The 17,589-nt window shown below is 43.1% G+C and carries 10 protein-coding genes and 1 pseudogene; 1 reads left to right on the forward strand and 10 read right to left on the reverse strand.

All coding sequences use genetic code 11. From position 1 onward, the window contains the following. Positions 1–53 precede the first annotated feature (53 nt). The 9 genes and pseudogenes from gltB to AK823_RS11960 form a co-directional block, all read right to left on the reverse strand. Positions 54–4,517 (reverse strand): glutamate synthase large subunit, encoded by a 4,464-nt coding sequence (gene gltB / locus AK823_RS11920; protein WP_068329478.1) that lies wholly within the window; start codon positions 4,515–4,517, stop codon positions 54–56. Between the two features lie 936 nt (positions 4,518–5,453). Continuing rightward, positions 5,454–6,536 carry a hypothetical protein gene (locus AK823_RS11925; RefSeq protein WP_068037933.1) on the reverse strand — a complete coding sequence of 361 codons (1,083 nt, stop codon included), beginning with the start codon at positions 6,534–6,536 and terminating at the stop codon, positions 5,454–5,456. A 156-nt stretch (positions 6,537–6,692) separates the two neighbouring features. Further along, positions 6,693–7,793: a 3-dehydroquinate synthase gene (gene aroB, locus AK823_RS11930; RefSeq protein ID WP_068329481.1), complete on the reverse strand. Its 1,101-nt coding sequence runs from the start codon at positions 7,791–7,793 to the stop codon at positions 6,693–6,695. A gap of 171 nt (positions 7,794–7,964) precedes the next feature. Further along, positions 7,965–8,489 (reverse strand): annotated as a pseudogene (aroK, locus tag AK823_RS11935) (shikimate kinase AroK); the annotation flags it as partial. A gap of 168 nt (positions 8,490–8,657) precedes the next feature. Further along, a complete protein-coding gene (gene pilQ, locus AK823_RS11940) occupies positions 8,658–10,994 on the reverse strand; it encodes a type IV pilus secretin PilQ (RefSeq protein WP_068037938.1) in 2,337 nt (778 codons plus the stop codon). Between the two features lie 27 nt (positions 10,995–11,021). Continuing rightward, positions 11,022–11,555 (reverse strand): pilus assembly protein PilP, encoded by a 534-nt coding sequence (locus AK823_RS11945; protein WP_149031863.1) that lies wholly within the window; start codon positions 11,553–11,555, stop codon positions 11,022–11,024. 1 nt (position 11,556) lies between these two features. Then, entirely contained in the window at positions 11,557–12,279 is a 723-nt protein-coding gene (gene pilO, locus AK823_RS11950; RefSeq protein WP_068329486.1) for a type 4a pilus biogenesis protein PilO, read from the reverse strand. After that, positions 12,276–12,926, reverse strand: coding sequence for a PilN domain-containing protein (locus AK823_RS11955; protein ID WP_068329489.1), 651 nt, complete (start codon positions 12,924–12,926; stop codon positions 12,276–12,278). The genes pilO and AK823_RS11955 overlap by 4 nt, the downstream gene beginning before the upstream one ends. Beyond that, the gene (locus tag AK823_RS11960) at positions 12,926–13,981 is read right to left on the reverse strand and encodes a pilus assembly protein PilM (RefSeq protein ID WP_068329493.1); all 1,056 of its coding nucleotides are present in this window, start codon (positions 13,979–13,981) and stop codon (positions 12,926–12,928) included. Before AK823_RS11960 ends, AK823_RS11955 begins: the two co-directional genes overlap by 1 nt. A 191-nt stretch (positions 13,982–14,172) precedes the next feature. On the opposite strand from AK823_RS11960, the gene AK823_RS11965 reads away from it, so the two are divergent. After that, positions 14,173–16,845, forward strand: coding sequence for a PBP1A family penicillin-binding protein (locus AK823_RS11965; RefSeq protein WP_068329496.1), 2,673 nt, complete (start codon positions 14,173–14,175; stop codon positions 16,843–16,845). A 161-nt stretch (positions 16,846–17,006) separates the two neighbouring features. On the opposite strand, the gene AK823_RS11970 is transcribed toward AK823_RS11965, so the two are convergent. Then, positions 17,007–17,528, reverse strand: a complete 522-nt coding sequence (locus tag AK823_RS11970) for a DUF6586 family protein (RefSeq protein ID WP_068037957.1) — start codon at positions 17,526–17,528, stop codon at positions 17,007–17,009. Positions 17,529–17,589: the final 61 nt, after the last annotated feature.

Genomic DNA, 17,589 nt, shown 5'->3' on the forward strand with positions numbered 1-17,589 from the left:
AAGGTCTCAACCTTATAATTATTTGAAACCTTGACTGGACGATATACACAAAATTATTGTGGATCAGCCGTCGTAGTTTTTAGCAAAGTTGCAACGTTCGCCGCTTTAGGCTTAACCAAATAAAACTTACGAACATAATGCTCAAAGTCAGCCAATATCGTCTGACCCCATGCGCTCCCTGTTTTATCTACATGAGCTTCAATTACTTGATGCAAATGGATACGATGTTCCTCAGTTTGCTCACTTGAGATACGATTCAAATCAATCAGCTCATGGTTACAGCGATCAAAGAAGTCGCCTTCCATATCAAGCACATAAGCAAAACCGCCTGTCATACCTGCACCGAAGTTAAGGCCGGTACGTCCAAGGACTGTAATAATACCACCTGTCATATACTCACAGCAGTGATCGCCTGTGCCTTCAATGACAGCATGGGCGCCAGAGTTACGTACACCGAAGCGCTCGCCTGCTGTACCTGCCGCATATAGCTTACCGCCTGTTGCGCCATAGAGACAGGTATTACCGATAATAGCAGTATCATGCGCGGTAAAGCTTGAACCTTTCGGTGGATAAATCACAATCTCACCGCCTGCCATGCCTTTACCGACATAGTCGTTGGCATCGCCTTCAAGCTCAATATGTAGGCCGCCAGCATTCCAAACGCCTAAGCTTTGACCCGCGGTACCCGTTAGATGCAGCTTAATAGGCATGTCGCTCATACCAAGATTGCCCCATACTTGCGCAATCTCACCTGAGATACGGGCGCCAATAGAGCGATCACAGTTACCGACATAGTAGCTATAGTCACCGCCATTGCCTTTACGGATATTGAGCAGCATATCACTGATCATCTGCTCAGCAAGTAAGCCTTTGTCAAATGGCTCATTACGCTCAACCTGACAGGTTTGAGCTTTGCCGCTACTGGCAGGATGACTAAATAGTAATGGCGTTAAGTCAAGATGACGTTGCTTATCCGTATTGCCTTCTAGCACTTCAAGCAAGTCAGTACGTCCGACCAGCTCTTCCATACTGCGTACACCAAGCGCGGCTAACCACTCACGTGTTTCAGTCGCCACAAACTTGAAGAAGTTAATGAGCATCTCAGCTTCACCAATGAAGTGCTTATCACGTAGCTCAGCTTTTTGGGTTGCAACGCCAGTTGGGCAGTTATTAAGATGACAGATACGCAAGTATTTACAACCAACGGCAATCATAGGCGTAGTACCGAAACCGAAGCTTTCTGCGCCAAGGATAGCGGCTTTTACTACGTCAAGACCTGTTTTGAGACCGCCATCAGTTTGGATACGTACCTTATCGCGCAGACCATTAACTCTTAGCGACTGATGAGTCTCAGCCAAACCTAACTCCCATGGCGATCCGGCATGATGAATAGATGACAATGGCGAAGCTGCGGTACCACCATCATAACCTGAGATGGTAATTAAATCGGCGTAGGCTTTTGCCACGCCTGTCGCGATAGTTCCTACTCCTGGACGGGAGACTAATTTAACCGATACCAAAGCATCAGGATTGACTTGTTTTAAATCAAAGATTAGCTGGGCTAAATCTTCAATAGAATAAATATCATGATGCGGCGGCGGTGAAATCAAAGTCACCCCCGGTACCGAATAACGCAAACGTGCAATCAAAGCATTAACCTTGCCACCCGGTAGCTGACCACCCTCGCCCGGTTTCGCACCTTGCGCAACTTTAATCTGCATGACTTCCGCTGAACGTAAATACGCAGGTGTAACCCCAAAACGACCAGAGGCAATTTGTTTGATTTTGGAGTTGCGCAAAGTGCCATAACGTACTGGATCTTCACCGCCCTCACCAGAGTTTGAACGCCCGCCAATGGTATTCATTGCCATAGCAATTGACTCATGCGCCTCAGGTGATAGCGCACCTAACGACATACCAGCAGAGTCAAAGCGCGTTAAAATCTTTGCAGTATCTTCAACTTCATTAATATCAATACTATTATCCGTTTTAAGCTGCAATAAATCACGCAAGGTCGCAACCGGACGACTATTGACCAAATCAGCATACTGACGATAATTGTCATAATCACCAGTACGAACTGCGGTATGCAAGCTGTTGATCACATCGGGATTAAAAGCATGATATTCTTTATTAAAGACAAACTTGAGCAAACCACCTTGATCAAGTGGCGCACGGCGCTTAAAGGCATTTGCAGCTAACTGTGCTTGGTCCGCAGCCAAATCTTCAAAAGTCGCCCCCTTAATCCGGCTTTGCACGCCTTTAAAGCACAAGCTCACGACTTCTTCAGAGAGCCCAACCGCTTCAAATAATTGCGCACCGCGATAAGAGACAATGGTAGAGATTCCCATTTTTGATAAAATTTTCAGCAAGCCTTTATCCAAGCCTTTACGGAAATTAACCCGTGCTTGAATCGGATCGCCAAGTAGCTCACCAGTCGCGACCAAATCATCAATAACATCATAAGCTAAGTATGGATAGATGCAGGTCGCGCCAAAGCCAATCAATACCGCCACTTGATGCGAATCACGTGCCAGACCGGTCTCAACAATTAAGTTAGCATCAGTACGAATACCTTGCGCAATGAGATAATGATGTACCGCACCAGTCACCATAATGGCATTAGCAGGTACTTTATCCGCATCAATGTCTTTATCAGATAACACAATCAAAGTGTTACCAGCACGAATAGCGCTCGCCACTTGCTCACAGATAGCGATGATGGCATCAGATAGCTCTAGAGTGCGCTCATAGTTTAAGTCAATGCGTACCATTTGAAACGCAGGGTCATTCAAGGTTTCAAGCTGCTGCATCTTACTGGCTGACAAGACTGGCGACGATAAAATAATACGATGCGCGTCTCTCGCTGATGGTGCAAACACATTGGTTTGGGCACCGAGACAAGTTTGGAGCGACATCACGATAGACTCACGCAGCGGGTCAATCGGTGGATTGGTTACCTGTGCGAATTGCTGACGGAAGAAGTCACCAACATGGCGAATTTGCTGCGATAATACCGCCATTGGCGTATCATCACCCATCGAACCGACTGGCTCTTGAGCATTTTCGGCATTGGGGCGAATGATTTCAGTACGCTCTTCATTAGTAATGTGATACATTTTTTGCAGTGCTTTTAACTTATCACCGCGGCATGCTTGCGCTGCTAGCTCTTCTTCTAAACGCTCATCATCACGAATGCGTTTCGCTTCTTCACGTAACCATTTACGATAGGGATGAGCTTTTTTGAGTAAGGTGGCAATGGCCTTAGTATCCAAAATCTGACCAGTCAAAGTATCAATGACCAGCATTTGACCCGGGCCGACACGACCTTTTGCCAGCACATCTTTAGGATCATAATCCCAAACGCCAATCTCAGAAGCAACGGTGATATAGCCGTTCTTAGTCGTCACCCAGCGTGACGGACGCAGACCATTACGATCAAGCATACAGACTGCATAGCGTCCATCTTGAATCACTAGACCTGCTGGTCCATCCCATGCTTCCATATGCTGCGAGTAAAATTCATAAAACGCGCGCAAGTCCATATCCATGCTATCGACATTTTGCCAAGCTGGCGGCACCAAAATCGACATCGCATGGAACAGATTCATACCCCCTGACATGAGCACTTCAAGCATATTGTCTAAGCTTGATGAGTCAGAACCAGTACTGTTGACCAGTGGTGTCAATTCATTCAAATTGGGCAGTTTGTCTGATTTTAACTTTGGCGTACGTGCTTCAGACCAGTTACGATTACCAGTAATCGTATTGAGCTCACCATTATGAGCAAGATAGCGAAATGGCTGTGCCAACGGCCAGCGCGGTAACGTATTGGTTGAAAAGCGCTGATGAAATACCACAATATGCGAAGCTAACCGCTCATCTTGTAAATCTAAAAAGAAAGCTGGCAGATCTGACGGCATCACCAGACCTTTATAAATAATAGTTTGGCAACTTAATGAACATACATAAAACAGCTCATCATCGATTAAGCGTTGCTCTGCTTTTTTACGAGCGACAAACAATTTGCGGTTAAAATCGTCTGCAGCTAGATCTTCGGTTGTATTGACAAAAACTTGCTTGAAATCTGGCAGCGTCTCCCGACCAATCTCACCCACAATGCTTAAATCAAGCGGAACATCGCGCCAGCCAGCAACTTCTAAGCCTTGCGCAGTAATTTCATCACTGAGAACTTGCTGGCTATGTTGGGCTTTGTCATTATCTACATTAACGAATACCATACCTACTGCAAAGTTACCGGTGATAGCAAACCCTTGCTCTTCAGCAATACTTTTAAAAAATGTCGTTGGTGTGGCAAGTAATAGACCACAACCGTCGCCAGTTCTGCCGTCAGCAGCAACACCGCCGCGATGGGTCATGCAGCTTAAGCTATGAATAGCGGTTTTTACTAAATTATGGCTGGCTTGTCCCTCAATGTGAGCAATCAAACCAAAACCACAGTTATCAGAGAAGTCATCTGGCGTGGCCAAATGCGTATGGGAGGAAATCATTGACATGGCTAGTCCTTTTAAGTGAACGGGCAGCGTATATATCTAATGCAGATCATAAACTGAATACCGTAGGCAAAACGGGCTGATGATAAATGTTCATCCGAACAAATAAATGATGCGATCGACAATAGGTTCTAACGCTTTGAAAGGGATGAAAATGCTCATCACTTTCTCATTTATTTGAGAGCAGATTACTAATAACTAGTTGTTAAGCGTTGATAGTGGCAAGATAAGAGCGTCAATAAGATGCTAACTGTTAAAGGGTTAGCACGTTGTTCTTTGCTTGGCAGCTATTAATAACTTTTAATTACAAGCATCAATATGATGCATATATCGATTGACAACTGGCTGGCTGAGCACCTAATAACACGGTGTTCAATTGAGTTTGAATATCAGACGCTCTATATTCAAGCGCCTTAACAACCCTAGGAAGGAGGATAATAAGAGAAGTTGTACCACTTATAATAATCTTAATACAAATGGTCAGTCACTGCGCTTGAAGCAACGGCATTATCATAAAGGCTTGTAGCAAAAGCATTAAGCAAATACCAAACAAAAAATAGCTATTTACGATAACTGTACAGAGCGTCGCCCACATTCATATTAGTTAATGATTATAGAAAAATCTAGTCTTTTTTATTAATTCATTTAATTATGGTCTTAAGAGTCATTTCAAACTTTTAGTATTAGAACACGTAACAAATAGTATTAAAACGCTCATAAAATACTACTGAGTATACTATTTATCAGCTATGAACTTTATATTCCTGCCATGGTTGTTTTTGAATATAAACGTTTAAGTTTTAGAAAAAAATAGCTTACTCATTTGTACTGGGTATTGAGCCGTTAATTGAAAAGGCACAAAAAAGCCTGCTAGACATCGCATCTTGCAGGCTTACTTGATAGCAAATCGTAATAGGTAGCTGATAGCCCTCTAAAGAGCTAGTCAGTTTTTTCTTCTATTAGCTCTTTAATACTATCGTTATTGTTTTTAGTTGCCCCAGCGTTGGCGTTCTTGGCGGCGCCAGCATTAGGGTTTTTGTTGCTTGAACTTGGATTAGCATTACTCTTTTCAGCATTGTTTGCCGCACCTGGTTGTTTTGGCGTAGGAACAACCGGTAAGTTTTTAGACTCCGATTCAGCTTTACGCGCGTTGTCTTCTTTTTTGGCTGTAGATGATGGAATAGTGACGCCATCTTCAGTAATCACGGTGCGCTCTTCATTAACTGCTAAGGTTGCAGAAGTATCCTCTGATTGACGAATACTTTCGACATTGCTGCTATCATTGCTGGCTTGACTGTTACCACTCCTAGCTTCATTGCTATTGGCTAAGGTTTCTGCTGTTTCGCGAACTGGTACTTCGCGCTTAGTTGGCTGCAATTTAACCGATCGTGAACGTCTAGTGCTTAAATCTTTAATCGGTCCAGGCCGCTCATAGTTATCGATAATACCGACATAACGGCTAATTTCTTCTGGCAATACACGTACGTCAGCTGGTAATCCAAAATCTATCAGTTTCGCCGCTCCTACCGCCTCTTGTGGACTACTCATTATCCCGTAAGTCAGCATATAGCGCAGTTGATTATTGTCATCACGATAACGAAAGTACGAGAATTTTTTGCGATCATCACGACCTTCTAAATAGCTGGCAATCACTTCATTTTCTGCAACGTTCATTACCTGTACAGTCCACTTGCCTTTATTAGCTAGCAAGTAACGCTTATCTTTAAACTCATCAGGATAGTTGCGCAAATCACGAATGGTATCTTCAAAATTAATGGGCTGTACATCATTATCTAGCTCATGCAAGGCTGCAACAGATAAAGGCTGCTTGAGCTCAGTACTTAATACTTCTGGCGCTGATATTGGCGCGTTTTCAATTTTGGCACCAATTGCTGGAGTCTGACTAAACATCCAAAGCAGCGCCGTTAAAACCCCAAGAAGTAAAGTCATCATCAGCCAAATCAAAGCTTGACGGCGATATGACCTGCTTTCTGGGCGAGTCGTTGAGCTCGATGTGGCCATGGGTGTTTCCTTGGAAAAATAGGGTTAAGCATACTAATAAAAGTCTGATCAAAAAGACCATTGCTGGCAAACAAGCTTAGAATAAGTTAATTGCATTAGCATTAATATGGGATACATGTGCTAAATAAGAACATGCCTACTTTAATACTGAACTACCTATACTCTATCTTTATGTTGCGACAGTACGTCTGTAAGTAGCTGCGTGTCAAAATCATCTGTTAGCACTGCTTGTCCTATTGATTTTAACAAAATTAGACGGATTTGTCCGCGTTTCACTTTTTTGTCGTGACCCATCAGCTTCAAAGCAGTATCAACTCCGATTGGTGGCGGATTAATGGGTAGGTTGGCAAGTAACAATACGCGCTTAATCCGAGCTAGATCATCGCTACTTAGCCACCCCATCATTTGTGATAGCTCAGCGGCTTGTACCATGCCAGCAGCGACAGCTTCACCATGCAGCCAGTTGCCATAACCTTCATGAGTTTCAATCACATGACCAAAAGTATGACCGAAGTTGAGCAGTGCCCGCACACCAGCCTCTCTCTCATCTTGTGCAACAACAGCCGCTTTATACTCACAGCAACGCTTCACAGCTTCGCCAAGTACAGCCAAATCCAGCTCCATCATGGCGGGTAGGTTATGTTCAAGCCAGCTCAAAAACTCTGCATCCATGATTAAAGCATACTTAATCACCTCCGCAAGTCCTGCTGACAACTCACGTGCAGGTAAAGTTCGCAAAGTGCTCATATCAGCCAGTACCATCTGCGGCTGCCAAAAAGCACCAATCATGTTTTTACCCTGCAGATGGTTGATACCAGTTTTGCCACCAACGCTTGAGTCTACTTGTGACAGTAAGGTGGTCGGAATTTGGATAAAATTCACCCCGCGCATAAAGCTTGCTGCTGCAAAACCAGTCATATCACCGATGACCCCACCACCAAGCGCCACTAAAGTTACATCACGATTAAAATGTTGGACCATTAAGGTGTCGTAAATTTGATTAATACTGTCTTGGTTTTTGTATTGCTCGCCATCAGGGAGTATGCAAACTGCAACGGTAAATAATTCTGCCAATTGCTTTTGAAGCGGCTGCAAATATAAAGGGGCAACAGTATCATTCGTCACGATTAATACTTGCTGACCAGTAATATAAGGCGCAATGCTGGCCGCCATATTACACTGCTCAGTAATAACGATTGGGTAATCATGGCTTTGGGTATGAACCGTCAAGCCATCGTTGAATAGTGGCATTGCCATAAAAACTCCTATGTTTAATATGTCTATTTGCTGCTCATCGGAAGGTTTTATAAGAACCTATTAATCTATAAGTGGTTTGGACGTGGAAGCTGCTTCTGCTTCTGCTTTTATTGTCATGTCAGTTACCGTCTGATCTGCTGCTAATACTAAGTCTAAATCTGTAACTACAGGCACACAAAGAGATTCAAGCTGTTGTAACAATTGATTGACCATATGACGAGGATAGGTGTGACCAGTAGGCAAGACAATATGTGCCACTTGTCGATACAATGGATCGCGGGCGCTATATAAATCTTGCAATATTTTTCTGGGATTGGGCTGCTGTAATAATGGGCGCGACTTGTCTTTAGCAGTACGTGCCATTTGTACATCTACTGGTGCGTTCAGATAAACCACAATGCCGCGCTGATGCAAAAACTTCCGATTATCAGCATGCATAACTGCGCCGCCGCCAGTCGCAAGGACAATGTCCGTACGTTGAGTCAGCTCGTCTATTGCTCGTGTTTCACGCGCGCGAAACCCCGCCTCACCTTCTTTAGCGAATATCCAAGCAATATCAGCGCCTGTTTGTGATTCGATATACCAGTCACTGTCCACAAACTCTCGTCCCAACTGCTTAGCAAGCAATCGGCCAATGGTGGTCTTCCCCGCTCCCATCGGCCCAACTAGAAATACCGATGGCAATTCCTCCAACATAGCACTCACTCAGATAAATTAACTATCATACAACGTCATCGATATTCTGGCTAGTAACGAGCTGTGATTATTGTCAGTAAAATTAGCTCTTATTAAATTCTAGGCCATAAAAAAGCAAGCACTTAGGCTTGCTTTTTTTATAGCTTACTAGCTGTCAGCAAAATTATATTAATCTAAACGGCTAATACCGTCATTAATTAGTTTTGGTGTAACAAAGATAAGCAGCTCTTCTTTTGCGTTACTACGTACGTCTTTACGGAAAGCACGACCAATATAAGGCAGATCGCCTAAGAACGGGACTTTATCTACCCCATTAGAGATACGATTTTTAAAGACGCCACCAAGTACAATCGTCTGTCCATCTTCTACAATGACGTTAGTGGAGATAGAGTCTTCAGCAATAGCGACTTGATTGTTAATGATAGTCGGTGTTCCGTTAGTAATCACCAACTGCAAACCAATCTTGCCATCAGGCGTAATATTTGGGGTTGCTTCTAAGCTTAGCGCTGCCTCTTTGAAGCTAGTAGACGTGGCTCCACTAGCAGACGCTTCTTGATAAGGGATTTGCGTACCAGATGAAACTTTGGCTGTTTGTTTATCTGCTGTCAAAATCTTAGGGGTAGAAATAACTTCACCACGGTTGTCTGCTTGCAGTGCTGATAGTTCTAGATCTAACATGACATCTGACATAGCTAGTAGACCAAATGCAATACTTCCCGCAGGGTTGGCTACGCCTAAATCGACGTTAAGATTGTCAGGACGACTGATGTCGTATTTAGGATATGATACGGTTTGACCATTAACAGTCGTCGTTTCTACATCAAAATCTTTAAGATCCCACAAGGTTTGATTACTACCACCGACTAGCAAGTTACGGTTGTTAGCTGCACCATTAGATAAGATGCCCCAACGTACACCGATCTCTTTACTAAAGCTGTCAGAAGCACTAACGATTCGCGCCTCAATCATAACTTGGCGTACTGGAATATCAATTTTGCTAATGAGTCTGTGAATATTTTCAATGCTATCAGCCACATCTTTGACAATCAGTGTGTTAGTACGCTCATCAATCGTCACTGTACCGCGGTTAGACAATAAGCTATTGCTATCTTCTACGCGACTATTGCTTGAGCTACCGCCAGATGGACCGCTACCTTGAGAAATAAGGTTAAATACATCTTGTGCTTTAGCGTAGCTTAAGCGTATATATTCAGTACGTAATGGCGCGTAGGCTTCAACGGCTTGCTGAGCTTCAAGCTCCTGTGCTTCTTGAGCTGCCAGTTCAGTAGAAGGTGCAATCAATATAACATTGCCATTCTCACGCTTATCTAAATTTTTACTTTTTAAAATAATATCAAGGGCTTGATCCCATGGTACATTGATTAAGCGGAGCGTGATATTGCCACTAACCGAGTCACTAGCAACGATATTCATATCAGTAAATTGCGCTAGGATATCAAGTACACTACGAATCTCAACATCTTGAAACTCCATAGATAGTGCTTCACCACTATAAACTTTTTCTTCTAGTGTTGGCTCACGCAATAGCTCAGGCTTACTAATACTGATATTGAGCTGATTGCCCGATTGATAAGCTTGATACTCATAGTCCCCAGTCATATTGATGGTAATAACACCACTTTGACCTTGGTTTTTGGTATCAACGCTATCTACAAGCCCACTGTTAATATTTAAGCGACGCAATAAGTTTCTAGGTACGGTACTGCCAGTCATACGTACCACTAATTTATTGCCTTGGCGCTGCACATCAACCGGAATGGCTTCATTGGCAAGTGCAATACTAACATTACCGCCACCATTACTGCCTGCAGCAAAATTCAGTGCACTTAGACCATCATAACTATATTGTTTACTTACTTGTGCGGAGGCCAGCCTAGGATCTAGTAACGGGTTAACACGTACCACCATAGTATCAGCAGGCGCTTGTACTTTAATGACTTCTGAGCCTGTAATAACAGGAGTAATTCCGGCACTACTGGTTTCAACAATAGGTGTCACAATCGCTGTCGTGGTAACAGGGACAGTAGTGATGACTGGGCTATTTTTGACTACTGTACGATTTGGATCAGTAATAGTGAGTAATAAGTCACTACCATCCACAGCAGTAGTATAATCACCGCTTTGTTTTAAGCCTACGATCAAACGCGTCGTACTATCGTTGCTTAACGTAGTGACATCATTGACCATACCAATATTATAATTGTTAAATCGGCTAGCAAGACCATTTTGTACTTGTTCGAAATCCAAAACCAAACGACTAGGATTATCAAGCTGATAAGCAGCAGGCAGTACTGGCGCACCGTTAAATCCTAGACGTAGCTGGGTTACGGCAGGTGCGGTCTGTACCACAGAGACATTGTTGATGCGCTGCTCTGCATAAGCGGTGCTACTAATGGCGACCATACTGATTGCCAACGCAGATATTGCAAAGGTAGAAGACATACGGTTACTCATTGCCATTACCTTGTTATTGCGTACTGTCATTACTTATTCCTCAAAAAACCTGCCAACTTAACTTATAGGAGAGACCAGCGACTGGGGTCTTTCAATAAACCCTGCGCGGCTATCTGGCACAATTTCAATCAAATTAATCTGGGTCGGCGTGATTTCAACAATACGGCCGTCGTTTAGTCCAAGATAATCACCTACTTTAACGCTAGCAACCGAACCATCTGGACGCTGTACCAATGCATACTGTTGACCTTCAGGAGATATTATCATCCCGCGAAAGGTAAGCTGTGCAATCTCATACTGCTCAAGCGGTTCTTTGGTTCGAGTAATATCAGGACGCACACCATCTGTAGGTATGTTTGGACCCTGTACATTCATAAGGCTTGGCGGTAGGAATGGGCTGCGTATTAGACTGGCACTGTATACAAAATCTTCTACTAACTCCGCTTTTGGCGGTGGCTCAATGGGCTGCGAGGGTGAGTTACGAATCTCGCTCATCGCTTGTCCCGCCATACCAATACGATCAGTACAGCCAGTCAACCATAAAGTTGCAATACTTAGGGCAAAAAGGGCCGATAATTTTTTAACATTCATGTTAGTTAGCCCCCGCAGTAGCATCAGTTGCTGGTGTCGTCACTTCATCTTCAGCGGCTACTTCTTTTGAGCGGTAAGTTTTGGTTTGTAGCACTAAATTCAGCTCCGGTATAGCATCTAATGTAGGCTGCGGATTGCTGACTTCAAAATCATGCATCGTGATGATGCGTGGCAGCGCGGCAAGACCACTGATAAAGCTACCAAACTGATGGTACTCACCAAGAGCGGCAATACGAATCGGCTGCTCAATGAAAAACTCATTTTCAATCTCAGGCTCTACCGAAATATCTTGGAAACGGATGTTGCTACCAACACCAGTCATATTAATGCCCTCTACTAACTCTGATACCCGAGTATCTTTAGGTAGCTGGTCAAGTAAGGTATTAAATTCAGTTTCCATCTGGTTAACTTGAGTTTTATAGGCTTCTAAATGGCGTGCCCGTGACTCTTTTTCGCGGTAGCTATCTAGTAACGTTTGCTGTTCACTTTCAGCGGCTGTAATTTCATCGATTTTACTACTGATTGGCATTGCCCAAGATAAAGCGGCAATAAACGCAATAATAAAACCTAATACTGTTACCTTTACGGGGAATGGCCAACTGCCATAGTTTTCTGTATCTAAAGACTCAAAACTACGACGAAAATCGTTAAAATTAAACTGCTTCTTGCTGCGTCCTGCTGTTTTTTTAGTCTTAATTAGCGTTTTTCTACGGATAAGTTTCACAACTCACCTCCAGACTCAGCGCCTTCATCAGGGTTGGTGCTTTCTGACCGAACTTGCGTTGTGATAACGAACTGCACATAGCTGTCTTCAGGATAGATAGGACGTGGCTGCTTACCAGTAGTGACGGTCTCATTAAGTGCAGGAGCAGGCTGATAGGCAGTAATGTTTTGCTGAATATTGCGCACAGCAGAATTATCCATCCATTTACTGCTATCTAAATTACGGATCAAGCTTGATACTACATTTGGGTTATCTGCAAGACCAGTTAGAGTAAGCAGGTCGCCTTCACGCTTTAAATTATTTAAGTAGAGTGCAGACGGTATGGCCTTCGCTATGTCATCCCATAAACGAACGGGAATCGGACGTCGTCCTTGTAAGTCTTGAATAACTTGCATGCGCGAAATAATATCTTCTCGGCGCTGCTCCAAACTATCAATTTCGGTCAACACAGTATCCAAACGCACATTTTCTTGCTCAATCAAAGCATTTGCGTCGCGTTGTTCGTCAAGCTCGTTATTAAAATAGCTCCAAGTTGCAAAGGCAGATAATAGTGCCAGCAAGGTAACCGCGACTACTAAGGTGATAAATTCTTTATTACTACGTTCGCGTTCTTCTTGCCGCCATGGCAATAGGTTGATACGAGCCATTAGTCAAAGCTCCTTAACGCAAGGCCACAGGCAGCTAGCAAGCTTGGGGCATCAGTTTCCAATTGCTCATTATCTATATAAGGATCTATAGTCATATTGATAAAAGGGTTAGCTACAGTGACAGGTACACCAAGCTTTTGCTGTACCATACTGGATAAGCCTGGAATAGAACTACTGCCGCCAGCAAGTACGACATGATCAATACTATTGTATTGACTCGAAGAAAAATAAAATTGCAAAGAGCGTGTAATTTGTTGGATAGTGCTTTCTATAAAAGGTGTTAGAATTTCTGGATAATAATCATCAGGTAGCGCACGTTCACGTTTATTAACTGTGGCCTCTTCGAACGACAGGCCATAGCGATTTTGAATGGCTTCTGTCAGTTGTAACCCACCAAATAGTTGTTCACGGCTATAAACAAACTCACCATTTTTGGCAATGTATAAAGTAGTCTGATTGTGTCCGATATCAACCAGCGCAACCAATTCTGGCATATTAGGTAGGTTATCAGCCATCAAACCAAACGCCCGCTCTATTGCATGCGACTCGATATCCATGATTTTGGTTTTTAGACCACCAAAGGTAAGCGCATCGACGCGCTGATCGACGTTTTCTGAACGTGAGGCGGCCAGCAGAACTTGAACTAGATTTTCATCAACTAGCGAGGGGCCAAGCACTTCAAAGTCTAGATTGACTTCTTCTAATGGATAGGGAATATATTGATCTGCATCTAAGCGTATCTGGGCTTCGCGTTCGACGTCGCTTAGCACCCTATCCATATCAATAATCTTAGTAATGACTGCTGAGCCTGAAACAGCGGTAGCGCCATCACTGCCTGCGACCTGACAGCGTCTTGCTAAGCGAATAATAGCATCACCAACTGCTTCAGTATCTACAATAAGCTTGTCAACGACTGTACCTGGTAGCAGTCCTTCGATTCCATATGACTTAAGATGAAATATTCCTTGCTGACGCTGTATATTAACCAGCTTTACGGAGGTGGCGCAGATATCTACCCCGACCAAATGTCGACCTTTAGAAGAAAGTAGCCTCACAGACGCTTTGCCTTATATAGATTTACGTTCTGATAGTTATCAGTAATAATTTAACACAATACTTTACTTAATAGACATATTCAAGCATTTAAAGACTCTGTTCAGATAAATTACACTTTTAGCATGACCTGTCTGTTTTGTTCACTGTATAATAAGGTATTTGTTGCAAATTTTAATTGATAAGCCTGATTATGACCAAAAAAAACGCTACTGCTCACCTCGTTCACTTTTTGGTGGGAATTGTTATTGCCTGTCTAGCACTTGCCGTTATCCTTGCATTAACTGTGCCAATTGGCTTCTACGGTATGGCTATGTATTTGTCACCAACATTGCCCAGTATCCAAGAAATCAAAACAGCCAGTCTTGAGATGCCATTGCAAATATATAGCAGCGATGACAAGCTTATTGGTCAATACGGTAATCGTTTATCGCTACCAGTTACCTTTGAAGAAATCCCTAAAGATTTGACCAATGCGTTTTTGGCGGCAGAAGACTCATCATTTTTTCAACATAGTGGTATTAGTATTAAAGGTCTTGGTCGCGCTGTTACCGAGGCAGTCACTGATGACGAAGGTCAAACAGGTGGCTCTACCATTACTATGCAAGTCGCTAAAAACTATTTCTTAAGCCCTGAACGTACTTTAAACAGAAAGTTAACTGAACTGTTTTTGGCTCGTAAGATGGAAGATGAGCTTAGCAAAAACGATATTTTGACCTTATATGTCAATAAAATTTATCTAGGCGAAGGCGCGTACGGTATCCGTGCAGCTGCCAAAAAATACTATAGCAAATCTCTAGAAAACCTAACTATTGCCGAAATGGCAATGCTTGCTGGCTTACCAAAAGCCCCATCAAAATATAACCCTGTAGCCAATCCTGAACGTGCACTCACTCGTCGCAATTGGATTGTTGGTCGCATGCACGAGCTTGGTTACATTGATAAGACCCAGCATGATGAAGCAGTCAACGCGCCAATTGGTTTAAAACTCTACCAAGAAAAGCTTGACGTTAATATGCCGTATTTGGCAGAAATGACTCGTTATGCGCTGGTCAATCGCTACGGTGAACAAGTTGTCAATGGCGGTTGGCGAGTACGTCTCACTGTCGATAGTGAAGCCCAAAAATCTGCTGAAGCAGCCGTGCTAAAAGGGCTAATAGCTTACGATCATCGTCATGGCTGGCGCGGAGCAGAAGCGAATGATGAACCTTTAGAAGACTTTCGACGCTACGGTGGCATGTATCCAGCTAAGGTCACCAAAGTTAATTCACGTAGCTTTGAAGCAACGATGCCCTCTGGTGAAAATGTTACCGTTAACTGGTCGGGTATGAGCTGGGCGCGTAAGTATTTTTCAGCAGATCGGATTGGTTACTATCCAAGTAATGCCACACAGATTGTTAGTAAGAACGACATTATTCGCTTACTACCGACCAACAATGGCGGTTGGAAGCTGGCACAAATACCAGAGGTACAAGGTAGCCTAGTTTCATTGAACCCTGATACAGGCGCTGTTAACGCTCTAGTTGGAGGCTTCGATTTTAATCACAGTAAATTCAACCGTGCATTACAGGGCTGGCGTCAACCAGGTTCAACGATTAAGCCATTGGTTTATACTGCTGCTCTAGAAAAAGGCTATCGCCCAGATAGTATTGTTTCAGATCGTCCAATCCAAGTAGGCGAATGGAAACCTAAGAACTCTGATGAACGCTTTTTAGGTGACATTACTTTACGTCGCGGTTTATATCTATCACGTAACTTGGTATCTATTCGTTTACTACAAGCTATTGGCATCTCAGATGCGCGCAACTTATTAGATCAGTTTGGACTTGATAAAGAAAAGCTTCCAACAACTTTGTCATTGGCGCTAGGTGCAGGACAAGCAACACCTTTACAAATGGCCACTGCTTATGCAAGCTTTGCTAACGGTGGGCATCGTATTCAACCTTATTTTATTGAACAAATTTATAATTATGACAATAAGTTATTGTTCCAAGCAAATCCGCAACAAGCTTGCGCATTATGTTTCAATGAACAAGTTGAAAGTCTCAACGAGAAACGGGTTGAAGATTATAATAAATTACTCGAAGATAAAAATGCAGTTATTGAGCCTAACGATGAATCGGTAACTACTGAAGATTTAGAGAAGGACGAAAGTGTAGAAGCAGATAACGATGCTATCAATCTAAATGTATATGATGCTAGTCCAGAAGCAGATCGCTTAAAACCACCTGCTGTACAGTACTTGCAGGCTAGCCAAGCACCACGTATTTTGAAGCCACGAGTTGCTTATGAGATGGCTGATATCTTACGTGATGTCGTACAGCGTGGTACAGCAGTGCGTGCAAAAGCCTTAGGTCGTAACGATATTGGCGGTAAAACTGGTACAACCAATGAAGCTAAAGATGCTTGGTTTGCAGGTTTCCATCCAACTAGTGCTACTGTCGTTTGGATGGGTTTTGATCAGCCATCAACATTGGGGCGTCGTGAGTATGGAGGAGTAGCAGCGCTGCCCGTATGGATGGATTTTATGAGAGCGCAACTAAAAAATAAACCTCATCAATGGGTGTCAGTCAACAACCGTGCCAAATCTAAAAAACAGCAGCAGCGTATATTGGAGATGACTGATGCTGGCGTGATCAATACTGATGAAGAAAATGAGTACACTAGTAGTGCTGCTAAACCAGTAAAACCCAAAACTCAGCAGCGTAAAGCTCCGGAACCTGACCCTATTGAAGCTGAAGAAAGCCGCAACAGTAATACTGGTAATAAAAGTACGGTTTCACCTCCAAAACGCACCAACGATAGCGTTCCTCAAAACCCGCTTTCGGTGACTCCAGCTGAGCGTATGCCGCCAATGCCAGAATAAACAAACAACTCTTCTAATCGTTATTTGTAATATAAAAAAGCTTGCTCAATGATATTTGAGCAAGCTTTTTTACGATATAAAGTTTCTATATGACCTGCCCTACTTGATAATTTTTGCTAATTCAACATGTTTTCTTAAGAGTTCAATATTTATATTACTCTTTAGAACTCTACCATACCTGCGCGCAATTGCTCGATAAGCTCTAAAAACTGCTGACGCCATTCACGTATAGTTGCTTCATCAGGTAACCACTGATTCGACAAGGTCACAACGTTAACTATAAGATCAGGTGAGGCAGCATCGCTTGGTGTTTGATCTACGATAGTATCTGGTGGGACGGCGTATAGACAACGCTGATAGGCACGTTCTATATTTGCCAAAAACCCTTGCTGCTGCAATTGTTGCAGACGCTGTATCTCTGGCGACACTTGAGTACGCTCACTAAGTGCTTGTTCAATACTCTCTAAAGTTGGCGCCTTCATATCCAAACTATAAAATTGTGCAAGCTCTTGCATAAATGCTAAAAAAGTACCGTACAGATGAAATATAGCTGTTTCACAATGTGCTTGATATAGCTGTTTATCACTACTACTACCCGCTGCTTGACAGGCTAGACGACAAAAATACAGCTTTTGATTGGTTCTATCAGCTTGATATTTGGCAACGCGACCTTTACCCGCCATGCGCTTATCCTTGTATGATATTAATAAAATAGACGCGACTGATATAGACGCATTGGTTAGT

The organism is Psychrobacter sp. P2G3, from assembly GCF_001593285.1.
Classification (GTDB): Bacteria; Pseudomonadota; Gammaproteobacteria; order Pseudomonadales; family Moraxellaceae; genus Psychrobacter.